Source organism: Streptomyces cahuitamycinicus (genome assembly GCF_002891435.1).
Taxonomy (GTDB): Bacteria; Actinomycetota; Actinomycetes; order Streptomycetales; family Streptomycetaceae; genus Streptomyces; species Streptomyces cahuitamycinicus.
The window spans coordinates 1-23,901 of record NZ_POUC01000047.1 but is presented as its reverse complement, the minus strand read 5'-3'; the positions used below and the strand labels follow the sequence as shown (position 1 = coordinate 23,901).

Annotated in this window: 22 protein-coding genes; 12 read left to right on the top strand and 10 right to left on the bottom strand. The window is 72.0% G+C overall.

The window, feature by feature from the left end:
* Positions 1-13 precede the first annotated feature (13 nt).
* From C1J00_RS09365 to C1J00_RS09355, 3 genes are all read left to right on the top strand, one after another.
* Positions 14-469, top strand: a complete 456-nt coding sequence (locus C1J00_RS09365) for a PH domain-containing protein (RefSeq protein WP_102908575.1) — start codon at positions 14-16, stop codon at positions 467-469.
* Between the two features lie 245 nt (positions 470-714).
* Positions 715-2,049: a hemolysin family protein gene (locus C1J00_RS09360; RefSeq protein WP_102908565.1), complete on the top strand. Its 1,335-nt coding sequence runs from the start codon at positions 715-717 to the stop codon at positions 2,047-2,049.
* On the top strand, positions 2,046-3,131 hold the full coding sequence (locus C1J00_RS09355; RefSeq protein ID WP_102908564.1) for a hemolysin family protein: 1,086 nt from the start codon (positions 2,046-2,048) through the stop codon (positions 3,129-3,131). The genes C1J00_RS09360 and C1J00_RS09355 overlap by 4 nt, the downstream gene beginning before the upstream one ends.
* 26 nt (positions 3,132-3,157) lie before the next feature.
* On the opposite strand, the gene C1J00_RS09350 is transcribed toward C1J00_RS09355, so the two are convergent.
* Entirely contained in the window at positions 3,158-5,017 is a 1,860-nt protein-coding gene (locus C1J00_RS09350) for an AAA family ATPase (protein ID WP_102908563.1), read from the bottom strand.
* Positions 5,018-5,449: 432 nt separating this feature from the next.
* A complete protein-coding gene (locus tag C1J00_RS09345; protein ID WP_102908574.1) occupies positions 5,450-6,106 on the bottom strand; it encodes a uridine kinase family protein in 657 nt (218 codons plus the stop codon).
* Between the two features lie 194 nt (positions 6,107-6,300).
* On the opposite strand from C1J00_RS09345, the gene C1J00_RS09340 reads away from it, so the two are divergent.
* The 3 genes from C1J00_RS09340 (at position 6,301) to C1J00_RS09335 (ending at position 8,645) form a co-directional block, all read left to right on the top strand.
* The gene (locus C1J00_RS09340; RefSeq protein WP_102908562.1) at positions 6,301-7,680 is read left to right on the top strand and encodes a C39 family peptidase; all 1,380 of its coding nucleotides are present in this window, start codon (positions 6,301-6,303) and stop codon (positions 7,678-7,680) included.
* Positions 7,681-7,771: 91 nt separating this feature from the next.
* Entirely contained in the window at positions 7,772-7,912 is a 141-nt protein-coding gene (locus tag C1J00_RS44450) for an SCO1431 family membrane protein (protein WP_106974374.1), read from the top strand.
* A gap of 76 nt (positions 7,913-7,988) precedes the next feature.
* The gene (locus C1J00_RS09335) at positions 7,989-8,645 is read left to right on the top strand and encodes a TetR/AcrR family transcriptional regulator (protein WP_102908561.1); all 657 of its coding nucleotides are present in this window, start codon (positions 7,989-7,991) and stop codon (positions 8,643-8,645) included.
* Positions 8,646-8,693: 48 nt separating this feature from the next.
* On the opposite strand, the gene C1J00_RS09330 is transcribed toward C1J00_RS09335, so the two are convergent.
* A complete protein-coding gene (locus C1J00_RS09330; RefSeq protein WP_102908560.1) occupies positions 8,694-9,959 on the bottom strand; it encodes a glycoside hydrolase family 18 protein in 1,266 nt (421 codons plus the stop codon).
* 370 nt (positions 9,960-10,329) lie between these two features.
* On the opposite strand from C1J00_RS09330, the gene C1J00_RS09325 reads away from it, so the two are divergent.
* Positions 10,330-11,502, top strand: a complete 1,173-nt coding sequence (locus C1J00_RS09325; RefSeq protein WP_102908559.1) for an acyl-CoA dehydrogenase family protein — start codon at positions 10,330-10,332, stop codon at positions 11,500-11,502.
* Here the strand turns inward: C1J00_RS09325 and C1J00_RS48205 are convergent.
* Both C1J00_RS48205 and C1J00_RS09315 read right to left on the bottom strand, forming a co-directional pair.
* A complete protein-coding gene (locus tag C1J00_RS48205; protein ID WP_078625374.1) occupies positions 11,465-11,713 on the bottom strand; it encodes a hypothetical protein in 249 nt (82 codons plus the stop codon). The two genes, C1J00_RS09325 and C1J00_RS48205, sit on opposite strands and share 38 nt — an antisense overlap.
* Before the next feature lie 166 nt (positions 11,714-11,879).
* Positions 11,880-12,311, bottom strand: coding sequence for a hypothetical protein (locus C1J00_RS09315; RefSeq protein ID WP_102908558.1), 432 nt, complete (start codon positions 12,309-12,311; stop codon positions 11,880-11,882).
* Positions 12,312-12,579: 268 nt separating this feature from the next.
* Between C1J00_RS09315 and C1J00_RS09310 the strand changes: the two genes are divergently transcribed.
* The 4 genes from C1J00_RS09310 to fxsA all read left to right on the top strand — a co-directional run bounded on the left by C1J00_RS09310 (position 12,580) and on the right by fxsA (position 16,761).
* Positions 12,580-13,020, top strand: a complete 441-nt coding sequence (locus C1J00_RS09310; protein WP_093768230.1) for an Lrp/AsnC family transcriptional regulator — start codon at positions 12,580-12,582, stop codon at positions 13,018-13,020.
* A gap of 138 nt (positions 13,021-13,158) precedes the next feature.
* Positions 13,159-14,760: an amidohydrolase gene (locus C1J00_RS09305; protein ID WP_102908557.1), complete on the top strand. Its 1,602-nt coding sequence runs from the start codon at positions 13,159-13,161 to the stop codon at positions 14,758-14,760.
* A gap of 533 nt (positions 14,761-15,293) precedes the next feature.
* A complete protein-coding gene (locus C1J00_RS09300) occupies positions 15,294-16,097 on the top strand; it encodes a polyprenol monophosphomannose synthase (protein ID WP_102908556.1) in 804 nt (267 codons plus the stop codon).
* An 88-nt stretch (positions 16,098-16,185) separates the two neighbouring features.
* A complete protein-coding gene (gene fxsA / locus C1J00_RS09295) occupies positions 16,186-16,761 on the top strand; it encodes an FxsA family membrane protein (protein ID WP_102908555.1) in 576 nt (191 codons plus the stop codon).
* Positions 16,762-16,909: 148 nt separating this feature from the next.
* Here the strand turns inward: fxsA and C1J00_RS09290 are convergent, their stop codons facing one another.
* The 4 genes from C1J00_RS09290 to yczE all read right to left on the bottom strand — a co-directional run bounded on the left by C1J00_RS09290 (position 16,910) and on the right by yczE (position 20,352).
* Positions 16,910-17,284: an RNA polymerase-binding protein RbpA gene (locus C1J00_RS09290; protein WP_030247095.1), complete on the bottom strand. Its 375-nt coding sequence runs from the start codon at positions 17,282-17,284 to the stop codon at positions 16,910-16,912.
* A gap of 254 nt (positions 17,285-17,538) precedes the next feature.
* Complete coding sequence (locus C1J00_RS09285; protein WP_102908554.1) at positions 17,539-18,885, bottom strand: MFS transporter; 1,347 nt, start codon at positions 18,883-18,885, stop codon at positions 17,539-17,541.
* Between the two features lie 49 nt (positions 18,886-18,934).
* A complete protein-coding gene (locus tag C1J00_RS09280) occupies positions 18,935-19,702 on the bottom strand; it encodes a glycerophosphodiester phosphodiesterase family protein (protein WP_102908553.1) in 768 nt (255 codons plus the stop codon).
* Positions 19,699-20,352: a membrane protein YczE gene (gene yczE / locus C1J00_RS09275; RefSeq protein WP_102908552.1), complete on the bottom strand. Its 654-nt coding sequence runs from the start codon at positions 20,350-20,352 to the stop codon at positions 19,699-19,701. Before yczE ends, C1J00_RS09280 begins: the two co-directional genes overlap by 4 nt.
* A gap of 102 nt (positions 20,353-20,454) precedes the next feature.
* On the opposite strand from yczE, the gene C1J00_RS09270 reads away from it, so the two are divergent.
* Positions 20,455-21,954 (top strand): SCO1417 family PLP biosynthesis transcription factor, encoded by a 1,500-nt coding sequence (locus C1J00_RS09270; protein WP_102908551.1) that lies wholly within the window; start codon positions 20,455-20,457, stop codon positions 21,952-21,954.
* A 247-nt stretch (positions 21,955-22,201) separates the two neighbouring features.
* Here C1J00_RS09270 and C1J00_RS09265 read toward each other — a convergent pair whose 3' ends face one another.
* Positions 22,202-23,893, bottom strand: a complete 1,692-nt coding sequence (locus C1J00_RS09265; protein ID WP_102908550.1) for a hypothetical protein — start codon at positions 23,891-23,893, stop codon at positions 22,202-22,204.
* Between the last annotated feature and the right edge of the window lie 8 nt (positions 23,894-23,901).

The window sequence follows — 23,901 nt, the reverse complement described above, 5'->3', positions numbered from 1 at the left end:
GGGCGTGCGCGAGATGTCCGACCTGCCCACGCTGCCCGTCACCTTCCGGCCGGGCAGCACCCGAGTGGTGCTGCTCGCTGCGGCCGTCGCCATCTTCGTGGTGATCACGGCGGTCGCGATGCTGCTGAAACAGCTCAGCCCCGGCGAACGCGTCAGCTTCGTCTTCACGGCGCTCCTGCTGGACGCCGTACTGCTGCTCCTGGCGCGTCCCAAGGTCGCCGTCGACGAGGACGGCGTCACTGTCGTCAATCTCACGAACAAGCGCCGGCTGGCATGGGCGGAGATCCTCCAGGTCACCCTCCGGCCGGGCGATCCCTGGGTGTTCCTCAACCTCAGCGACGGCACCAGCCTGCCTGCTCTGGGCATCCAGCCGGGCCTGGCCAGGCAGCGTGCCATCGCCGACGCCCGGGCGCTGCGGGCGCTCGTCGAGGCCCGTTCCGCAGCGGGCCCCGAACGGCGTCAGGGCTGACTCGCGGCATCCTACGGGCGGCGGCCACTGCCGCACCGGGCCGTGTCTTGATTAATCTGTTGGCGGAGGCGTGATGGATGCGCCTCCGCCTCTGTTGCCCCGACCGGTGCGCAGAGGCCCCTGCTGACCAAGGAGTGACCCCCTCCGGCGATGGACGGATCGTCCTGCAGTACTTGCGCCGCCCCCTGCCGACATAGCGCGGACCTCGTCGCCGAGGTTCGTGACCGTGCGGAGGCGGCGGCACCATGACCACCCCCCTGCTGCTCCTGGCAGCCGCGTTCCTGCTGATTCTCGCCAACGGATTCTTCGTGGCGGCCGAGTTCGGACTCGTGACGGTCGAGCGGGCGGAGGCCGAGAAGGCCGCCGCCGATGGCGACCGGCGCGCCCACCGGGTCGTCGAATCGCTCAGGGAACTGTCCTTCCAGCTCTCCGGCACCCAGCTCGGCATCACCATCACCTCGCTCGTCGTCGGCATGCTCGCCGAACCGGCGCTCGCCGAGCTGCTGCACGGCCCGTTCACCTCGATCGGCATTCCCGACGGAGCCGTCTCCGGGGTCACGGTCGTCGTCGGCATGCTGCTGGCCTCCGCCGTGCAGATGGTGATCGGCGAGCTGCTGCCCAAGAACTGGGCGGTGTCCCGACCGCTACAGGTCGCGCGCTTCGTCGCAGGCCCGCAGCACGTCTTCGCCCGGCTGTTCCGCCCGGTCATCGCCGGTCTCAACGCCGTCGCCAACCGGCTCGTGCGCGCCATGGGCATCGAACCCACCGCGGAACTGGCCTCCGCCCGCACCCCGGGCGAACTCGTCTCCCTGGCCCGCCACTCGGCCCTGGCCGGCGCCCTGGAGCAGGACACCGCCGACCTGTTCGTCCGGACCCTGTCACTGGGCGAGCTGACCGCGCAGCACGTGATGACGCCGCGCGTGAAGGTCAGCGCCCTGCAGTCCTCGGCCACCGCCGAGGACGTCGTCAACCTGACCCGGGCCACGGGCCTGTCCCGCTTCCCGGTCTACCGGGAGAAGATCGACGAGGTCGTCGGCATGGCCCACCTCAAGGACGCGCTCGCCGTGCCCGTCCAGGACCGGCTGCGCACCTCCGTCGGACACATCGCCCGCCCGGCGCTGCTCGTCCCCGAGACGCTGCCCGTACGACCGCTCCTCGCCCGCCTGCGCAGCGAGCAGCCCATCGCGGTCGTCGTCGACGAGTACGGCGGTACCGCCGGTGTCGTCACGCTGGAGGACATCGTCGAGGAGATCGTCGGCGAGGTCCGTGACGAGCACGACGGGCACGACCTGCCCGAGCTGGCCGCGGCGCCGCCGGAGGACGGCAGACCCGCCTGGGACGTCGACGGCAGCTGCCGGGTCGACGTCCTGCAGCGGATAGGCCTCGACGTGCCCGAAGGACCGTACGAGACCGTCGCCGGCCTCATCGCCGACCTGCTGGGCCGTATCCCGGCCGTCGGCGACAAGGCGGAGCTGCCCGGCTGGCGGCTGTCGGTGCGCCAGGTCGGCCACTACCGTGCGGAACAGGTCCGGCTGGTGCGGGCCGCCCCGGTGGTCTCCATGGCGGAGGCCGTCCGATGAGCGTGCTCCAGCTTCTCTTCGCCGCGCTGCTCGTGCTCGCCAACGGCTTCTTCGTCGGCGCCGAGTTCGCGCTGGTCTCCGTTCGCCGCAGCCAGATCGAACCGCTCGGCACCGCCCGCGCCCGGCAGGTCCTCCACGGTCTCGAGCGGTTGCCGCAGATGATGGCAGCGGCCCAGTTCGGCATCACGATCTGCTCGCTGACCCTCGGTGCGGTCGCCGAACCGACGGTCGCCCACCTGCTGGAGCCGGTCTTCGAGTGGATCCACCTGCCGCACGGCATGATCCACCCGCTCACCTACGTCATCGCCCTCGCCGCGGTGGTCTTCTTCCACCTCGTCATCGGCGAGATGGTCCCGAAGAACCTGGCAATGGCGGCACCGGAGAAGGCCGCGCTGTGGCTCAGCCCCGGCCTCGTCTGGTTCGCGCGCTTCTGCAAGCCCATCACCGCCGCCCTCGGCGCGGTCTCGCAGGGCATCCTGAGGCTCTTCCACGTCGAGCCCAGGGACGAGGTCGAGGCCGTCTTCACCAGCGAGCAGCTGAACCGGCTGGTGGAGGACGCCGGCCAGGCGGGCCTGCTCGACCCGGAGGAGGCCGAGAGCCTGGAGGACGCCCTGGAGCTGGGCTCCCGTCCGGTGACGGACGTCCTGCTCAGGCGGGAGTCCCTGGTCACGGTCAGCCCGTCGGTCACCCCCGGGCGCATCGTCGGGCTCACGGCCCGCACGGGATACTCCCGGTTCCCGGTCGCCGCGGACAACGGCGCGTTCATGGGCTACCTGCACGTCAAGGACGTCCTCGACCTGGAGGACTCGGACCGGGCCGTCCCGCAGCACCTGTGGCGTCCCATGACCACCCTGCGGTCCGAGCTGCCGCTCGACGACGCGCTGACGGTGATGCGGCGGGCAGCGACGCACCTGGCCCAGGTGGCCGACGGGTCCGGGAAGGTGCTCGGGCTGGTCGCCCTGGAGGACGTGCTGGAGCTGCTGGTGGGGGAGGTGCGGGACCCCGCGCATCGTGAGGTGCGCGAGGTGAGGCTGACCGAGCCCAGGAGCAGCGGGGCGTCGGAGGAGGTACTGGCCACCTAGAGGTACCGGCCCCTTGGGCCGGTACCTCACAGTCCGGGCGGGTCCTGTGGCCCCCGCCCGGACAGCACTTCCCCGTACGCCTGCATCAGATCAGGCAGCCGCAGCGTCGCCAGATCCTCCCGCCCCAGCACCCCGGGATACACCGACAGCCGCAGATCCCGGTAGGCGCAGCTCTTCTCGTACAGCGTCCTCAGGAACCGCCCGTTCCCCAGCTCGTCGATCCACCCCTGGTCCACCACGTGCCCCGCGATGGACCGCAGCTCGTCGAGGGACTCGTCGTCCCACAGGTCGCCGTTCTCCGCGGCGAGCACCTTGCCGATCTCGGTGAGTTCGAGCGGCCGGTACGAGGGGAAGTCGACGCGGGTGGTGAAACGGGACGACAGCCCGGGGTTCGCGGCGAGCAGGCGGTCCATGCCCTCCGGGTAGCCGGCCAGGATCACCACGAGGTGGTCGCGGTTGTCCTCCGCCCGCTTCAGCAGCACCTGGAGGGCCTCGTCGCCGTACGCGTCCCCTTTTCCGTAGCCCGAGTTGGACAGCGAGTAGGCCTCGTCGACGAAGAGGACGCCGCCGAGGGCCGAGTCGATCAGATCGTTCGCCTTCACCGCCGTCTGGCCGAGGTACTCGCCGACCAGGTCGGCCCGCTGGGCCTCCACGAGATGGTCGCCGCCGAGCAGCCCGAGGGCGTAGAAAACGCGGCCGAGGATGCGGGCGACGGTGGTCTTGCCGGTGCCGGAGGGGCCGGAGAAGACGAAGTGGCGTTTCGGCGGCTGGACCGGAAGGCCCTGCCCCGCCCGCAGCCGGGCCATGTTCAGCTGCGCCGACAGCGCCTTGACCTGGCGCTTCACCGGCTCCAGCCCCACCATGCGTTCCAGCTCGGCGAGCGCCTCCTCCAGTAACGCCGGGTCGGTGGGCCCGGCGGGCAGGGGGGGAACGGGGCCGGTCCGCTCACGGACCACGGAGCCGGTCACCGGCGGCAGGGGAGCGATCGGCGGCTCCGGGTCCGGCAGTCTCAGGTCGCGCCCCTCCACGCCGAAGAGCGGATCGAAACCGTCCGGCCCGTCCACGGCGTCCTGGCCGGCGCCGGTGAGCGTGATCGCCGCGAGGTCCGTGACGTCGTCGTACCCGTCGCCCTCGGCGATGGCGGCGAGCCGGGCGGAGGTGTCCATGAAGGCCGGATCGACGCGGTGCACGGCCCGGTACAGGGGGAGCGCGGCGGCACTGCGGCCCGTGCCCTCGTGCGCCCTGGCCAGCCAGTAGCGCAGTTCCTTGCGCTGCGGCTGCTCGCTGCGGCAGCGCATCAGCGCGGCGGACAGCAGTGGTTCGGCCTGGCCGTACATCTCCAGGCGGACCCGGGCCATGCCGCCGAACAGGCCGGCCTCGATGCCGAGCATCGGATCGTCGAGCAGCGGGTCGGTGTGGCGGACCAGTTGCTCCCAGTCCTTGACCAGGTAGGCGCGGCAGGAGTGCAGGAAGCGGACCTGGTGGTCGGTGTCCACGGGCGGCAGCCCGGCGAGGGCCTGATCCAGCTCGGGGACATGGCGGCCGTCCAGCCAGTGCGAGGCGTGCGCGAGCAGCAGGTCGCGGGGGCTCTCCAGTACGGGCTGCACCCACCAGCCCAGCCAGTACCAGGAGTTGAGCGTGCGGCGGTAGCGGGAGCGCTGCTCCCCGAAACGGTCCCGGTGCCGGAACATCCGCAGCAGCGCGGTCGTCGTGTCGACGCGCAGCGCGTGCAGCCCCAGCCATCCGTCGGCCATCCCGGAGTCCATCCGCACGGCGGCGCGGAACTCCTCTTCCGCCTGCGGATACGCGCCCATGGTGTAGGCGTCCACGCCTCGCAGCCAGGCGAGGTCGGCCGGGGCCTGAGGGCCCTGCGTGCCGAAGTCCATCACGTCCCCCACAAACCGTGCCCCCGTCGGTATGCCAACGAGCCGTCCCCCAGCCGGCGAAGCCCTGCTCGAACCGCTGTGCCACGGACCGGAGTTGCACTGTGCGCGAAGCAACCGTCCGTAGGTCGCGACGAGGGCATCGTACCTGCGGGGGCGGCGCCCCCGTAGGGGGCCGCACGGGCCGTTCGGCGAGGTCGGAGCGGACGCGGGGTGCTCGTGCGTGGTGACCCAGGGTGAGCGTCCGGCGCCCCGCGGCGGCCGCGGAACCGGAAGAAGGCAGAACGAAGCCCCCGATCACGGGGGAACAACCGGGGGCTTCGCGTCTGAGGGCGGCTGCGATGCCGCACATTGAGAACGTAAGACCTGTACGGCCCACCGGTCAAGCCGAGTTGAGGCACTCCGGCAACTTGCCCCGCAAGCCTCTTCACAGGTTCAGCACACAGCGGGCGGCCCGTCACCGTGCGTGAGGGGCTGGTCCGGTCCCAGAGTCCCAGAAGACGCGGCGAGCACCTCGTACCCCTCCTCTCGCTGCCGTACCAGAAGGTCGGCGAACGGCCGTGAGGGATCATCGGCGAAATGCCGGCGCTCCCTCGGAACCCACCCGTCCCAGAACTCCCGCTGCTCCTCCCCGTCACGCGACCTTCCGCGCGCCCAGGCCTCCTCGCACGGCAGCTCCATCCACAGCAGCAGGGCCAGGTGGGAGCGCAGCGCCCGGCGCCCGGCGCCGACGCCCTCCACGAGGAGCACCGGGGCAGGCGGGAGCGGACGCGGCGGACCGAAGCGGCGGGCCCGCCAGTCGTAGGGGGAGTAGTGCGCGGTCCGGCCGCGGGAGAGAGGCTCGATCACCTGCTCCAGCAGCCGGCCGGTCCAGTCGAACAGCGCGTCGTGGCTGGCGATGTCGTCGAGGCGCAGCACCGGCGCGCCGCCCAGCGCCGCGGCCAACCGCTCGGCGAACGTGCTCTTTCCGGACCCGGCGTGCCCGTCGACGCCGACGAGCCGGACCGGGCCGCAGGAGGGGGAGAGGCGGCGGATCCGGGAGGCCAGATCGCGGACGGCGGGGCCCGGTGCGGGGCGGAAGGAGGAACACATCTCGCTCAGCACTCTAACGACGGGATCCGGCGCGGACGCCACTGGTCGACGCCGATATTGGTGGGCGCGGCGCGCGTCGAAGTGCTGGCAGGACACGGCGGGCTGTGCTCATATGTGGCGCACGCACGGATACGACCGACCGTGCACGGACCTGCCCCGCCCCAGCCCGACTCCGACATCCGGGGGTCCCCGCCATGCGCAGAGCCGAACCGCCGTCCCGCCGAACCGTCCTGGCCGCCGCGGTCGCCGCCGCCGTCACCGCGGGCGCGGGTCCGGCGACCGCCGACCCCGAGGCCCCCGTGACGACCGACACCGCAGATCCCGCCCGGGCCGTGCCGGCCAGCACCGTCGACAACCGGGCCTGGGTCTCGTACGGCGACTGGCGCGGCGGCATCCCCAAGGGCACCCGGGCCGTCGCGGGCACCCGCCCGGGCCTGGTGATCGCGAAGCCCGCCGGAACCGCCGACTACACGGACCCGCACACCGGCACCACCGCCGCCTGGGAGTACGGCACCTGGACGTCCCCCGTCCACCGGCTCGCCGTCCCCGCGACCGAGGTCATCGTCTCGTGGAACGCGCGCACCCCGGCCGGCACCTGGATCCAGGCCGAGATCAAGGGCACCTACAGCGACGGCACCAGCACCCCCTGGTATGTGATGGCCCGCTGGGCGGCCGGCGACCAGGACATCCGGCGCACCTCGGTCGACGACCAGAGCGACGGCAGGAGCACCGTCTGGACGGACACCCTGGCGATCGACGACGCGTCGACCGGCCTGCGCCTCACGTCGTACCGGCTGCGCCTGACCCTCCACCGCAAGCCCGGCACCAAGGCGACCCCCACCGTATGGCGGCTCGGCGTCATGGGCTCCGACGTGCCCGACCGGTTCACCGTCCCGGCGTCCGTACCCGGCCTGGCGAAGGAACTCGCCGTCCCGCGCTATTCGCAGGAGATCCACAAGGGCCGGTACCCCGAGTACGACAACGGCGGTGAGGCCTGGTGCAGCCCGACATCCTCCCAGATGATCATCGAGTACTGGGGCGGCCGGCTCACCGACGGGCAGCTGGCCTGGGTCGATCCCTCGTACGCCGACCCGCAGGTCTGCCACGCGGCCCGCTTCACCTACGACTACCAGTACGGGGGCTGCGGCAACTGGCCGTTCAACGCCGCCTACGCGGCCACGTTCAAGGATCTGCAGGGCGTGGTCACCCGGCTCGGCTCGCTCACCGAACTGGAGACGCTGATCGCCGCGGGCATCCCGGCCATAACGTCCCAGTCGTTCCTGAAGGAGGAGCTCACGGGCGCCGGCTACGGCACCGCCGGGCACCTGATGACCGTCGTCGGCTTCACCGCGGGCGGCGACGTGATCGCCAACGACCCCTTCTCGGCGAGCAACGACGGGGTACGGCGGGTCTACCGGCGGCGCGAGTGGGAAAACATCTGGCTCCGGACCAAGCGGTACAACGCCTCCGGCAAGGTCGTCTCGGGCACGGGCGGCGTCTGCTACCTGTACTTCCCGGCACGCCCGAGCGCGGCCCAGAGCAAGGCGCTGGCAGCCGTGGGCGTACGCGTGTGACCAAGCTCTCGGCCGCAAAAGCCACTTCCGGTGGCAAGGTGGACGGAACCCCGGGGGGAGTCCGTCCGTACCACCGAATGAGCGAGAAGCCATGACCGCGCACTCAGCCACCGCCCCACGCGTCCGCACCGGCGGCCCTCAGGACGACGGCCCGAAGGTCGTCGAGCACCTCATGGGCTGGGCCCTCGTCGTGGTCGTGGCGATGCTCGTGACCCAGCTCGGGCTGCTGTGACCTGACCCACGGACCGGGAGTGGGGCCTGCCATACTGCGGAGGTCCCGCCCCCGCCCGTTGAGACCAGGGTCGAAATTGAATATCAGCCCCCAGCCTGCCGCGCGTCCCAGGGCCCGCGGTACCGAGCGCTCGATGGCGCGCCGTGCCGAACTCATCGCCATCGGGCGGAGGTTGTTCGCCGACACGTCCTACGACGCCCTGTCGATGGACGACATCGCCCGGCAGGCGCACGTCGCCAAGGGGCTGATCTACTACTACTTCCAGTCCAAGCGCGGCTACTACCTGGCCATCATCCAGGACTCGGTCACCGAGCTGCTCACCCTCGCCGCAAGCGGTCTCGAACTGCCCCCGGTCGACCGGGTCCAGCGCACCATCGACAGCTACCTGTGCTACGCCGAGCACAATCAGGCCGCCTACCGCACGATCGTGAGCGGCGGAGTCGGCTTCGACACCGAGGTGCACGCCATCCGTGACGGGGTGCGCGAGGCGGTCGTGACCACCATCGCCGAGGGTGCTTACGGCCGGGCCGACGTCACCGCACTGGCGCGAATGGGCCTGCTGGCCTGGGTGTGCAGCGTCGAGGGCGCCACGCTCGAATGGATCGACCGCCCGGAACTGCCCCGCGACACCATGTGCGAGCTGCTGGTGAAGACCCTCGGGGGCGCCCTGCGCGCGATCGAGGAACTCGGCCCCGCCCACCCGGCACCGCAGCCCGCCCATCGGGGCGCATGAGTAAGGGGCGGAAGGTCCGCAGTGACCTCCGCCCCCACGCCCGGTGCGCTACCGGATGGCCTTGATCAGCTCACCGTTCGATGTGTCGCCGCTCAGCTCCCAGAAGAACGTGCCGCCCAGGCCCTGCTGGTTCTTGTACTTCATCTTCGTGTCGATGGTCGCCGGGGTGTCGTAACTCCACCAGTCGCCGCCGCACTTGGCGTACGCCGTGCCGGCCACCGTCCCCGTCGCCGGGCACGTGGCCTTGAGCACCTTGTAGTCCTCGATGCCCTGCTCGTACGTGCCCGCCGCCGGGCCGGTCGCGGTGCCGCCGGGGGCCGCCTGGGTGACGCCCGTCCAGCCGCGGCCGTAGAAGCCGATGCCGAGCAGCAGCTTCGAGGCGGGGATGCCGAGGGCCTTGAGCTTGGCGATGGTCGCCGAGCTGTGGTTGTCCGCCTTCGGGATGCCGGCGTACGAGGTCAGCGGCGAGTGGGGGGCCGTGGGGCCGGCTGCGTCCCAGGCGCCGAAGAAGTCGTACGTCATCGGGTTGTACCAGTCGACGTACCGGGCGGCGCCCGCGTAGTCCGCCGCGTCGATCTTGCCGCCCGGGGTGGCGTCGGCGGTGATCGCCGCGGTGACGAGGTTCCTCGAGCCGAACTCGGCCCGCAGCGCCTGCATCAGGTTCCTGAAGGCGGCCTTGCCGCTGGTGTCGCAGGTGGCGCCGCAGGTGTTCGGGTACTCCCAGTCGATGTCGATGCCGTCGAACACATCCGCCCACTGGGAGTTCTCGACGAGGTCGTAACAGGACTGGGCGAAGGCGGCCGGGTTCTTCGCTGCCTCGCCGAAACCGCCCGACCAGGTCCAGCCGCCGAAGGACCACAGCACCTTGAGGTTCGGGTGCTTCTGCTTCAGCTTGCGCAGCTGGTTGAAGTTGCCGCGCAGCGGCTGGTCCCAGGTGTCGGCCTTGCCGTCGACGGACTCGGCGGCGGTGTGGGCCCGGTCGGTGGCGGCGTAGCCGTCTCCCATGGCGCACTTGCCGCCGGTGACGTTGCCGAAGGCGTAGTTGATGTGGGTGAGCCTGGTGCCCGAACCGGACGTCTCGATGTTCTTGACGTGGTACTTGCGGTCGTAGGTGCCCCATTCGGTGAAGTACCCGATGACCTTGGAGCCGGCGGCCCTGGCGCCGGGACCGGCCTTCGAGCCGGCGGCGGCCTCCTGAGCCGGGGTCGCCGCGGTGGCGGAGGTGCCCGCGCCGGCCAGGAGACCGGCGCCGAGGACGGCGCAGCAGGCCGCGGACACGATGGCCCGGAAGCGGGAACGGTGGGGGGTGTGCATCCGGTGTCTCCTCGTGGGGAGAGGGAACGCGGCGTCTCCTCGTGGGGAGGGAACGCGCGCCGATTGGTATGAACGCTTGGCATGAACGCGGTGAATCGGTGGAGCGAAACAGTAGAAGGACTAGACCAGTCGGGTCAATGGTTCGGACCAATTTCGCCAGTCCGGATTGGCGCGGACTATTCTTGAAGTGAGCGGTCGTTAACTGGTGACGGGATGCCTCCGATCGGGCATACTCACAGCGCACAGCCGCTGGTCAGCAGCTCCCGAGACCCGGGACTGCAAGCATCGGCCAGGCACCAGAACGACCCGGCGGCGCCGCCCCCACCCATGGGCCCGTCCGCCAGTGCCCGACAGGGAGGAGAGCGTCGCCATGCCCGACCGCGCCCCGCAGCCGGTGGACCGACAACTGCCCACGGAGGAGGCCCGGGACCTGATCTCGCTCGTGCGCGACATCGCGCAGCAGGAGATCACCCCGAAGGCGGCCGAGGAGGAGGACGCAGGGCGGTTCCCGCGCGAGCTGTTCACGCTGCTCTCCCGCTCCGGACTGCTCGGCCTGCCGTACGACTCGGAGTACGGCGGCGGTGACCAGCCCTACGAGGTGTACCTCCAGGTCCTGGAGGAGCTCGCAGCGGCCCGCCTCACCGTCGGCCTCGGCGTCAGCGTCCACTCCCTGGCCTCCTACGCGCTCGCCGCCTACGGCACCAAGGAGCAGCAGGTCGAGCACCTGCCGGCGATGCTCGGCGGCGGCCTGCTCGGCGCCTACTGCCTCTCCGAGCCGCACTCCGGCTCGGACGCGGCGGCCCTGCGCACCAAGGCCGTCCGGGACGGCGACGGCTGGGTGATCACCGGCACCAAGGCCTGGATCACACACGGCGGCATCGCGGACTTCTACACGGTGATGGCCCGTACCGGCGAGGAGGGCCCCCGCGGGATCAGCGCGTTCCTGGTGCCCGGCGACGCCGCGGGGCTGAGCGCCGCGGTGCCCGAGAAGAAGATGGGCATGAAGGGCTCGCCCACCGCGCAGGTCCACTTCGACGGCGTCCGCGTCTCGGACGACCGCCGCCTCGGCGAGGAGGGGCAGGGCTTCGCGATCGCACTGTCGTCGCTCGACTCCGGGCGGCTCGGCATCTCGGCGTGCGCGATCGGGGTGGCGCAGGCCGCGCTCGACGAGGCGCTCGCCTACGCGGCCGAAAGGCGCCAGTTCGGCAAGCCGATCGCCGACTTCCAGGGGCTGCGGTTCATGCTCGCCGACATGGCGACGCAGATCGAGGCGGGCCGCGCGCTCTACCTCGCGGCGGCGCGGCTGAAGGATGCGGGCCGGCCGTTCGCGAGGCAGGCCGCCATGGCCAAGCTGCACTGCACCGACACGGCGATGCGGGTCACCACCGACGCCGTGCAGATCCTCGGCGGCTACGGCTACACCGCCGACTTCCCCGCCGAGCGCTACATGCGCGAGGCCAAGGTGCTGCAGATCGTGGAGGGTACCAACCAGATCCAGCGGATGGTCATCGCCCGCCATCTCGTGGGTCCAGAGGGACGCTGAACTGGTCGAGGCCCCGCCAGGGGGCCGCGAGCCGCATCCACTCCGGGTCGTGCCGGCCCGGAAGGGTGCGGCCGCCCTCGGCCCAGGTCCGCATCAGGTCGCGGTAGATCGGCGGGTCCTGATGGCGGGGCGGAGCGGGCCGAACCGATTCTGCGGGCGGCGGGACGTACAGGAGGCGCTGACGCCCGGTCGCTGAGGAGATGGGGGTCATACCAGGGCAACGCGGCAAAGCCCGGACAGGTCACCGGATGACGGAATCGGGCGTTCGTTCAGTGCCGTCTCCGCCTCCGGACGCACTGAACCGCACCACGGCGATCCGCGAGCCGTGGCGCGGTTCAGCTACGGGAGTGGAGCGAACGGGCGAGGAGAGCCCGCGCTCAGGCCGCGCGGCGCATGACCGGACCCCTGATGGGACGTGAGCCCGGGCCGCCGACGTGGGAGAAGGGCTGGGTCCGCCAGTCGAGCCCCTGAGGAAGCGTCAACAGCAGCGCCGTGTCCTGCTCCTGAGGTTCCACGGACTCGTCCGCGGCGCGGGCGTCCGTGGCCCTGCGGCCGGTTCCGGCGCAGACCGTGAGCCCGAAGGGGTTCCACGGCGAGGCGCACAGCGCGTGCTCGGGCAGAACCTCCTCGTCCGCCAGCAGGGCGATGGGCTGCGCGCAGTCCGGGCAGACGACCCGGAACATCTCGAACGTGTCGTAGGCGTCGAGTTCGTCGTCGAAGGCGTCGGGTTCGACGCCCTCCGGCTCGGGCTCGACGACGAGCTGCTGCCGCTTGGGCGCGGTGCGACCAGGGCGCTTAAGACTCTGCATTGGTTCTCCCCCTCGGGCTGGGCCGTATCAGGCACTGCGGCCTCGACCACAGCAAGCACTTCCCGTCCCCCCTGGGCGGTAATCACGGGAACATCACGGAGACTGTTCGAGGGATGTGGCGTTCGTCACATGCCCCGTGCAGGTGTCCCGTGCGGCGCTTTTGTCCCCCGAACGGCTGACAGTCGGCTTCCGGCCACATCACGAAGCCTGCATGACCTGGGCTGCTCGGGTATCCGAGGAGATCAACCGCCCTGTAGGTTCTTGCGCCATGGAGGAGCTGGACCGACAGATCGTGCAGCTGCTCGTCAAGGACGGGCGGATGAGCTACACCGACCTGGGCAAGGCCACGGGGCTGTCCACGTCGGCCGTGCACCAGCGGGTGCGGCGGCTGGAGCAGCGGGGTGTCATCCGGGGCTATGCCGCGGTCGTCGACCCGGAGGCCGTGGGGTTGCCGATGACGGCCTTCATCTCGGTGAAACCGTTCGACCCCAGCGCGCCGGACGACATCGCGGACCGGCTGGCCGGCGTGCCCGAGATCGAGGCGTGCCACAGTGTCGCGGGCGACGAGAACTACATCCTGAAGGTGCGGGTGGCGACGCCGCACGAACTGGAGGAGCTGCTGGCACGGGTGCGGACTCTGGCGGGCGTGTCGACGCGGACGACTGTCGTTCTGTCCACGCCGTACGAGGCCCGGCCGCCGCGGATCTGACCGTCGCTCTCCGGGTGCGGGCTGTTCCCGGGTTGTTCGCGCGGCCTGTGACCGGCGACGGGCGGTACAGGGGCCGACCGCGCCGGCTTCCCCGCGCCCCGTTCGGGGCGTCGGGAGAGGGCCTGTGAGACTGTCCCCATGAGTCAGTCCAGTGCGCCGCCGAAGACCGTTCTGCTTCGCCGCGGTGAGGTTCACAGCCCTGCCGATCCCTTCGCCACCGCCATGGTCGTGGAGCGGGGGCAGGTCGCCTGGGTCGGGTCCGAGGGGGCCGCTGACGCCTTTGCGGACGGTGTCGACGAGGTCGTCGATCTTGACGGAGCGCTGGTCACCCCGGCGTTCACCGACGCGCATGTGCACACCACCGCCACGGGGCTCGCACTCACCGGGCTCGATCTGTCCGGCGCGCCCTCCCTCGAAGCCGCCCTCGCCCTCGTACGGGACTTCGCCGCCGCGCGTCCCGACGACCGGGTCCTGCTCGGGCACGGGTGGGACGCCGCCCGCTGGCCCGGAGGACGGCCCCCGACACGGGCCGAACTCGACGAGGCCACCGGGCACCGGCCCCTCTACCTCAGCCGGATCGACGTCCACTCGGCGGTCGTGAGCTCCGCCCTGCTCGACCTGGTTCCCGCCGTCACCCGTGAGGACGGTCCGCTCACCGCGGACGCCCATCACGCCGTGCGGGGCGCGGCGTTCGCGGCCGTGACGCCGCAGCAGCGCACGCAGGCGCAGCGCGCCGCCCTCGCGCACGCCGTCTCGCTCGGAATCGGCACGGTGCACGAGTGCGCCGGGCCGGAGATCTCCTCCGAGGACGACTTCACCGGTCTTCTGCGCCTCACGGGGCAGCAGCCCGGACCGCGGGTCGTCGGCTACTGGGCCGAGCAGGACGCCGCCAAGGCGCGGGAGCTGGGTGCGGCCGGCGCCGCCGGGGACCTGTTCGTCGACGGCGCGCTCGGCTCGCACACGGCCTGTCTGCACCAGCCGTACGCCGACGCCGGGCACACCGGCATCGAATACCTGGACGCCGCCGCTGTCGCCGCGCACGTCGTGGCGTGCACGGAGGCGGGCCTGCAGGCCGGTTTCCACGCCATCGGCGACGCCGCCGTGGACGCCGTGGTGGAGGGCGTGCGCGCCGCCGCGGAGAAGCTCGGGCTCGGCCGGATCCGGGGCGCCAGGCACCGCGTCGAGCACGCCGAGATGCTCACCCCGGAGAGTGTCGCCGCCTTCGCCGAACTCGGCCTCACCGCTTCCGTGCAGCCCGCCTTCGACGCCTTGTGGGGCGGCGAGGACGGCATGTACGCGCAGCGGCTCGGGAAGGAGCGAGCCCGGGCCCTGAACCCCTTCGCGGCCCTGCTGCGCGCCGGTGTTCCCCTCGCGTTCGGCTCCGACAGCCCGGTCACCCCCCTCGACCCGTGGGGCACGGTCCGGGCCGCCGCCTTTCACCGCACGCCGGAGCACCGTGTCTCCGTGCGCGCCGCGTTCACGGCGCACACGCGCGGCGGCTGGCGGGCCGTCGGACGGGACGACGCGGGCGTCCTGGTCCCCGGTGCCCCCGCCGACTACGCCGTCTGGCGCACCGGCGAACTCGTCGTCCAGGCCCCGGACGACCGCGTCGCCCGCTGGTCGACGGACCCCCGCTCCGGCACCCCGGGACTGCCCGACCTCACTCCGGGCCGCGACCTGCCCGTCTGTCTGCGCACGGTCGTGGGCGGACGCACGGTCTTCGTAGGGCCGGGCGAGTGATCTACGGGGGTGGCGCGCATGAAGTCGTGCGCCGCGCCCCCGGCGCGCGACCTGCGCATCCTCGGCCCTGACCAGGGCTTTGCCGCAAGAGGCGCAGGTCGGACGGCTGTTGACAGGCGGCCGCAGGAGGCCGGTAGGTTCGTCCGAGTCCACCGCCGGACGCCCGACCGGGGAACGTCCGAGCACTCGCCGCGGCGCCGCCGGGTCAGGGACGGTGTGCCGCACCGGGGCACCGCCACTGGGAGCCAGGCTCAGGCCGGCGCAGCGCCGAGGGAACGTTCCGGCCGGTCGGGGAGGTGTGACCCGGGTGGGGCCCGGGCGCTCAGTAGACAACGGCTCTCGGTCGATCCGCAGCCGGCGGATCCCAGGCCGGCCCGAAGGGCGCCGGGCCCCCATCCGCCGTACGCGCACAGTCGCAGGCCCGCTCTTGGCCGTGTCTCGCCGTTCGGCGCCACGATTCGAACGTCCTGTCACGTCATCGCAGGCCGGGCCCACTATGGTGGACCCCTGCGTATGAACATGAAGGGGCAGCAGTGAACGACGGCGACGGAACCCTCGCGGCAGAAGCCCAGGTGAGGAAGTTCGGCCCGCTCGGTACGGCCTTGGTGATCATCCCGACCTACAACGAGGCGGAGAACATCAAGAGCATCGTCGGCCGGGTACGCGAGGCCGTCCCCGAGGCGCACGTGCTCGTGGCCGACGACAACAGCCCGGACGGCACGGGCAAGCTGGCCGACGAGTTGGCCGTCGAGGACGACCACGTCCACGTGCTGCACCGCAAGGGCAAGGAGGGCCTGGGCGCCGCCTACCTCGCGGGCTTCCACTGGGGCCTGGAGCGCGACTACGGCGTGCTGATCGAGATGGACGCCGACGGCTCCCACCAGCCGGAGGAACTGCCCCGTCTGCTCACCGCCCTCAAGAGCGCCGACCTGGTGCTGGGCTCGCGCTGGGTGCCGGGCGGCCGGGTGGTGAACTGGCCGAAGGCCCGGGAGGTCATCTCCCGCGGCGGCAGCCTCTACTCAAGGCTGGCGCTCGACCTGCCGCTGCGCGACATCACCGGCGGCTACCGTGCCTTCCGCCGCGAGACCCTGGAGGGTCTCGGCCTCGACGAGGTCGCCTCGCAGGGGTACTGCTTCCAGGTCGATCTCGCCCGCCGCACGGTCCGGGCCGGCTACCACGTCGTCGAGGTACCCATCACCTTCGTCGAGCGTGAACTGGGCGACTCCAAGATGAGCCGCGACATCCTCGTCGAGGCGCTGTGGCGCGTCACGGCCTGGGGCGTGGGGGAGCGGGTCGGCAAGGTCACGGGGCGCGGCGGCAAGCCCTCCAAGCCGTAGCCGCGCGCCGCGTGCGGGGCAGGCGCTCACAGAAACAGCTGATGGTCGCCTTATCCCGTGCTGAGCCGGGGCCAGGCACACTGGAGGCATGACGACTGGCGCTCAGACCCCCCTGCCTCCTGCCCGGCCCAAGCGCTCCCGGCTGCGTACGTTCCTGCCGCTGGGTGTCGCGGCGTGGTTCGTGCTGGAGGTCTGGCTGCTCACGCTGGTCGCGGGGGCGACGAGCGGGCTGGTGGTCCTCCTCGTCCTGCTGGCGGGGCTCGTCCTCGGCTCGGTCGTCATCAAGCGGGCCGGCCGGCGGGCCTTCCGTAAGCTCTCCGAAGCGCTGCAGCAGCAGCAGAGCGGTGGGATGCCCGACGCGGCCCGCCCCGACAGCGAGGGCAACGGCCTGATGATGCTGGGCGGCCTGCTCCTGATGATCCCCGGCCTGGTGTCGGACGCGGTGGGCCTGCTCCTGTTGCTGCCGCCGGTCCAGAAGGCAGTGAGCCGCTCGGCGGAGCGCACCTTCGAGCGCAAGCTCAGGGAGGCCCGCCCGGGCACCCTGGGCGGCGCCTTCCAGCAGGCCCGGATGCGCCAGCCCGACGGCAAGGTCGTCCCGGGCGAGGTCATCAGGGACGAGCCCGGGGACACCCCGCAGCCGCCCCGCCCACCGCTGACTCACTGAGCCGGGTGCCCGCCGCTGACTCACTGAGCCGGGTGCCCGGGTACACGCGCCCGGGCACCGGGCACGCAGAAGACCGCGGGCGCCGTACTTCTCGTACGGCGCCCGCGGTCTTCTGATGCGCTGTTGCTTCGGCCAGACCCTGGAGGGACTATGCCGACTTGCGGCTGTCTCGGGGATGAACAGCGATGTTCATCGCACCGGAGCGCAGAACCGCCAGGCGCTCCTCGAGGACCTCTTCGAGTTCCTCGCGGGTGCGCCGCTCCATCAGCATGTCCCAATGCGTACGCGCGGGCTTGCCCTTCTTTTCCTCAGGGACATCGCCGTCCACGAGGAGTGCCTGGGCCCCACAGACCTTGCACTCCCACTCCGGCGGGATCTCCGCCTCGACCGAGAAGGGCATCTCGAAGCGGTGCCCCTTCTCGCATGCGTACTCCACGGCCTGGCGCGGGGCCAGGTCGATGCCGCGGTCCGTCTCGTAGCTGGTCACCACGAGGCGCGTGCCGCGAAGAGCTCGCTCACTCATGAATCGTGCCTCCCGGGCTTGTCGCCCACAGGACAGGTGTCGCTGTCGTCGTCATCCGGTCAACGTCCGGTCGGCGGTAAAGATTCCCGTTCCGGGTCATGCGTCGCCGTCGTAGCCGCCCTTGTTGTACCCACCAGCGCCCGGTTTGTCACATCTGATAGCAGATATAACCCAGCGTTTCGGCATCTTTGACGCGCAGTAACGGTACGCCAGGCAGGCCAAACGCGTACACTACAGCCCTTTCGCTCCGAGTGCTAAATCCTGTCCGGAACCGGATTCCCCGCTTCGCTGATCGCACGCCGCACCGGAACCCGGGCGAGCAGGACGAACCCGAGAACGAAGAAGGCCACCAGCGAGATGATCGCGTCCCGGTAGCTCCCGGTCAGCTGGTAGGTGATCCCGAACAGCAGCGGCCCGAGCCAGCTCATTCCGCGGTCGCTCATCTCGTACGCCGAGAAGTATTCGGCCTCCTTGCCCGGCGGGATCAGATGGGAGAACAGCGAGCGGGACAGCGCCTGGCTGCCGCCCAGGACCAGGCCGATCCCGGCGGCCAGGACGAAGAACCACACCGGTGCCCCGGCCGGCAGGAAGTATCCGGCCGCCAGCGTCACCGTCCACGCGACCAGCGAGCCGAGGATCGTGCGCTTGGTCCCGTACACCCGCGCCAGCCGGCCCATGGTCAGTGCGCCCGCCACCGCCAGCACCTGCACCAGCAGCACCGCGCCGATGAGGGTGGACTGCCCGAGGCCGAGTTCCTCGGAGCCGTACACCGAGGCCTGGGAGATCACCGTCTGGATGCCGTCGTTGTAGACGAGGTACGCGAGCAGGAAGGCCAGCGTCAGCGGGTGGCGGCGCATGTCGCGGACGGTCGCCGCGAGCTGTCGGAAGCCCGGCAGGGCCGCCTCCCGTCCGGCCGTCCTGCGATCGCGCAGCCGCCGCAGCGGGACGATGGCGAACGCACCCCACCACAGGCCGGCCGAGGCCAGGCAGATGCGGACCGCCATGCTCTCGGAGAGGCCGAAGCCGTCGTGCCCCGTATAGAGGACCAGGTTCGCGACGAGGACCAGGGAACCCGCCGCGTAACCGAAGGCCCAGCCGCGGGAGGAGACGGCGTCCCGCTGCTCGGGCGGGGCGATCTGCGGCAGGTAGGAGTTGTAGAGCATCATCGCCACGGACTGAGCGGCGTTCGCGACGATCAGGAGGGCCCCGCCCAGCAGGTAGCGGTCGCCGTCCAGGAAGAACATGGCCGCCGTGGCCGTGGCACCGGTGTAGGCGGCGGCCGCCAGGAGGGGCTTCTTGCGGCCGGTGCGGTCGGCGGCGGCGCCCACCAGGGGCATCACCAGCACGGCCGCGATCACCGACAGGGACACCGAATAGGCGAAGAAGGAACCGGCGCGCACCGGGATGCCGAGGGGGTGGACGTACCCGTCGGCGTCCGCGGCCGCCTTGGCGACCGACGTCAGGTAGGGGCCGAGGAACACGGTGAGCACGCTCGTCGAGTAGACGGAGCAGGCCCAGTCGTAGACGTACCAGCCGTGCTGCTCGCGCCTCAGCTCCGCCGACCCGTCGGCCGCTGGTTTCCGCACGGTGTCCTGGCCCACCCGTGCCCTCGCTTCCCCGTGTACGCGCAGAGGGGACGGGCCCGGGGTCTCAGACCCAGACGCCGCGGTCCTCCATGACCTTGCGCAACGTGTCGATGTGATCGGTCATGATGCCATCCACGCCCAGGTCGAGAAGCCGGTGCATGCTCTCGGCGTCGTTCACGGTCCACACGTGCACCTGGAGCCCGCGTGCGTGGGCGGCGCGCAGGAAGCGCCGGTCCACGACCTGGATCCCGGACTGGATCTCCGGGACCTGCGCGGCCACCGCCGAGCGGCGTACCGCGGCGGGCAGCCCCCAGGAGCGCAGTCGCAGGTTCAGCACGCCCCGCGTGCCGTACGACGTGGCCAGGCGGGGGCCGGCCAGTCGCTGGGCGCGCACCACCCGCGGTTCGGAGAACGAGCCGAGGCAGATCCGGTCCCAGGAGACGGTCCGCCCGATCAGGTCGAGGAAGGGCAGCAGGGCGGCCTCCGCCTTGACGTCCACGTTCCAGCGCACGCCGGGGAAGGTCTCCAGGAGCTCCTCGAAGAGGGGCAGCGGTTCCTCTCCCGCCACGCGCGCCTGCCGTACCTCCTGCCACGGCAGGTCGGTGATCCGGCCCGTGCCGTCCGTCACCCGGTCCAGGGTCGCGTCGTGGAAGGCGACGACTTTGCCGTCCCGGGTCGTGTGCACGTCGGTCTCGATGTAGCGGTAGCCGGCCTCGACCGCACACCGGAACTGCCGCACGGTGTTCTCCAGGCCGTCCGCGGCCCCGCCCCGGTGGGCGAAGGCGATCGGGCCGGGATGGTCGAGGTAGGGATGGCGTATCCGCGGGGTCACGGACGCAGTATCGCCCCTCGGGGGCGACCGGTGGCAACGGCCGTACTGACGCCGGTTACCGCGGGGACGGCGAACACGCGCAGGAACGCCTGGGCGAGGGGGCCGATCGCCAGGGCGTACAGAAGGGTGCCGATCCCGACGGTGCCGCCCAGGGCGAAACCGGTCGCCACCACCGTGAGCTCGATGCCCGTGCGCACCAGGCGGATCGAGACGCCCGTGACCTGGTGCAGTCCGGTCATGAGGCCGTCGCGCGGGCCCGGTCCGAAGCGGGCCGCGATGTACAGCCCGGTCGCCGCGCCGTTCAGGACGATCCCCGCCAGCATCAGCGTGATGCTCGGCGCCAGGCCATGCGCGTCGGGCACCAGAACCAGCGCCGCGTCCATCGCCATGCCGATGACCAGCACGTTGGAGATCGTGCCCAGGCCCGGCCGCTGACGCAGCGGGATCCACGCGAGCAGCACCGCGGCGCCCACGAGGGTCAGGACGACACCGATCGACAGGCCCGTCCGCTCGGCCAGCCCCTGGTGCAGCACGTTCCAGGGCTCCAGGCCCAGCCCCGACCGGACGAGCAATGCCGAACTCGCGCCGTACAGCGCGAGACCGGCGTAGAGCTGGACGAGTCGCCGAGTGAGCCGATCCGGCGTGAACATGATGCGCCCCCCTGTGTGGCGGTAGTGGACTGCTGCATGACACCCTGTGGCTTGGATGGAGAGGCCATCCATGGCCAATCCGGGGAAGGTGGACTGATTTCGATGGCGGAGTGGACTTCAGCTGTGGGTGCGGCGCAGCTCGCCCGGCTCCTCAGCTCCCAGCAGGACCGCCCGGCGGGCCCCGGCACGCGCCGGCCGCCGGCCTACCGTGCGCTCGCCGACGGCATCCGCCTGCTGGTACTCGAAGGACGGGTGCCGGTGGCGGCCCGGCTGCCCGCCGAACGGGAACTCGCCCTCTCCCTGTCCGTCAGCCGCACGACGGTCGCCGCCGCGTACGAGGCGCTGCGCAGCGAGGGCTTCCTGGAGTCCCGGCGCGGCGCCGGCAGCTGGACCGCCGTCCCGGCCGGGAACCCGCTGCCCGCCCGCGGTCTTGAGCCCCTGCCGCCGGAGGCCCTCGGCTCACTGATCGACCTCGGCTGTGCCGCCCTCCCCGCGCCCGAGCCCTGGCTCACCCGGGCCGTCCAGGGCGCGCTGGAGGAGCTGCCGCCCTACGCGCACACGCACGGCGACTACCCCGCCGGGCTGCCCGCGCTGCGGGCGATGATCGCCGAACGGTACACCGCGCGCGGCATCCCCACCATGCCCGAGCAGATCATGGTGACGACCGGCGCGATGGGCGCGATCGACGCCATCTGCCACCTGTTCGCCGGGCGGGGTGAGCGCATCGCCGTCGAGTCGCCCTCGTACGCCAACATCCTCCAGCTGATGCGGGAGGCCGGGGCCCGGCTGGTGCCCGTCGCCATGGCCGAGGGGCTCACCGGGTGGGACATGGACCGCTGGCGGCAGGTCCTGCGGGACGCCGCGCCCCGCATCGCGTACGTCGTGGCCGACTTCCACAACCCGACCGGGGCGCTCGCCGACGAGGACCAGCGGAGGCGGCTGGTGGACGCGGCGCGGTCCGCGGGGACGGTGCTGATCGCGGACGAGACGATGAGCGAGCTGTGGCTGGACGCGGAGGTGCGGATGCCGCGGCCGGTCTGCGCGTTCGATCCCGCCGGGTCGACGGTGATCACGGTGGGGTCGGCGAGCAAGGCGTTCTGGGCCGGGATGCGGATCGGGTGGGTACGGGCCGCGCCGGACGTGATCCGCAGTCTGGTCGCCGCCCGGGCGTACGCCGATCTCGGTACGCCGGTGCTGGAGCAGCTGGCCGTGAACTGGCTCTTCGGGACCGGGGGCTGGGAGCAGGCCGTGGAGGTGCGGCGGGAGCAGGCGCGGTCGAACCGGGACGAGCTGGTGGCGGCGGTGCGTCGGCAGCTGCCCGGATGGGAGTTCGAGGTGCCTCGGGGCGGATTGACGCTGTGGGTGCGCACGGGCGGTCTGTCCGGGTCACGGCTCGCCGAGGCCGGGGAGCGCGTGGGAGTGCGGGTGCCGTCCGGGCCGCGGTTCGGAGTGGACGGGGCCTTCGAGGGATACGTGCGGTTGCCGTTCACCGTGGGCGGCGCGGTGGCCGAGGAGGCCGCAGCGCGGCTGGCCGCGGCGGCGGCGCTGGTGGAGAGCGGTGCGGTGGGGAACGCGGAGGCGCCGCGTACGTTCGTGGCTTAGGGGAAGGTCCGCGAAGTCGTCGTCCGCCCGGAGGGCGGGCCCTGCGGCGTCCGGTGCGTGCTTCTCGGCGTGCCGGGCTGGTCGGTCGTACGGGATGCTCGGCCGGCGCGGCTAGTGGAGGTACCGGGGGTACTCCGCTGCTCGGGTACCGGGGGCACCCCCTGCTCGCTTTGCGGACGCTCCCTGGCACCGGCCGGGGTGTGACCGCCGGGGGCGTGCCCCGGCGGCACGAGAACCGTGGCCGGGACTAGGTCTCCTTGGTCAGGACCGGCACCGGGTTCGGCAGGGTCTCCTCGGTCAGGACGGGCACCGCGGCCGGAGCTGCTTCCGGCGTCTGCGGGGCCTCCGGCTCCGGTTCCTCCGCCGCCGGAACCGGCTCCGGCGCGTCTTCCGACTGGTCCTGCTCCGGGATCGTCTCCCCGTCCGCCGGGGTCGTGCGCGGCGGGAGAAGGCTGAGGACCGCCTCGCAGAGGGCGTCGGGTGTCGCGTCGTCGTAGGGGTTCGGGGTGGCCGGTACCTGGAGGCGGTGGACCGGCCCCGACCCGAGGCGGGCGTAGCCGCGGCCGGGCGGGAGCTCGTCGATCGGGGTGGTGTGCGGGGGCGCGCCCAGCACCGCTTCGAGTTGCTCCGCCGTAGCCGGGCCCAGGACCACACGGGCGCGGGTGTGCTGGCGTACCGGGTCGATCAGGGCGTCGATGCTGTCCAGCTGGTCGGCCACGACCACCGTCACGTTCGCCGGGCGGCCGTGCCGGAGGGGGACCTGGAGGAGGGACTGCGGGTCCTTGCGGCCGTCCGCCGCGGCCAGGTGGGTGAAGGCCGTCGGGCGGTCGAGGAGGATCCACAGCGGGCGCTTGGTGTCGTCGGGCGGCGGGTGGCCGGCCTGGTGGGCCCGATTGGCGGCGATGAGACGGCGCTCCGTCTCGGTCGCGGCCCACTCCAGACTGGCCGTGACCCCGGCGAGCCCCGCCTCGACCGCCAGGACGCCGTCCCGGCCGGTCAGGCAGGCGTACTCGCCGGTGCCGCCGCCGTCGACGATCACCACGTCGCCGTGGAGCAGGGCCTGCAGGGCGATGGACCGCAGCAGGGTGGAGGTGCCGCTGCCCGGCTGGCCGAGCGCCAGCAGGTGCGGTTCGGTGGAGCGCAGGCCCGTGCGCCAGACGACCGGCGGTACGTCCCGCTGCCGTCCCCCGTGGGTGAGGGGAAGCGTGCGCTGGACCCGGGTGGGGTCGGTGAAGCCGAGAACCGTCTCGCCGGGGGTGGTGACGAAACGCTGGGCGGCGATGTCGACGGGCAGCGGCAGGAGTACGCCCACCGTCAACTGGTTGCCCTCCTCGTCCCACGTGAAGTGGTATTCGCGGCCCCGGCCCGACTTGGCCGCGAGGAGGTGCTCGATCCGGGCGCGGGCCTCGGCCTCGCCGTCGGTGAAGTACGCCGGGTAGCGGACCACCAGCTGCGAGATCCGGCCGCCGCCGTCGAACGCGTAGGTGGGGAAGGCCTTGTCCCACGCGCCGCCGTGGGAGTACAGCGGCTCGGGGTCCTCGGCGGCGGAGAAGTACGGCACCAGCGCCTCGTACAGCGACTTCAGCCGCTGGGCCTGCGACTCGTCGGGCCCGTCGGATGCCGCGGGGGAGCGGTCCCGGCCCTGCCAGGCCGCCGCCGCCATGAGGGTGATGGCGGCCAGCAGCGGTCCGTACGGCACCAGCGCCACGACCAGGATCACGGACGCCGCCAGGAACAGCAGCGCCCCCCGGCGCTCCTTGGGGGTCTCGGTCCATCTGCGCCGTCCGGCCGCTGCCAGTCGGCGCAGACCCCGCGCGATCGTGATCAGCGGGTGGAGGACGTCGGTGGCGCTGTCGGCGGCCGTCCGGGCCAGCTCCCGGCTCCGGGCGAGCTGCGCGCTGCCGTTGCTCAGAATGCGGGGGAGGGGGCGCCGGGCCACTACTGCCT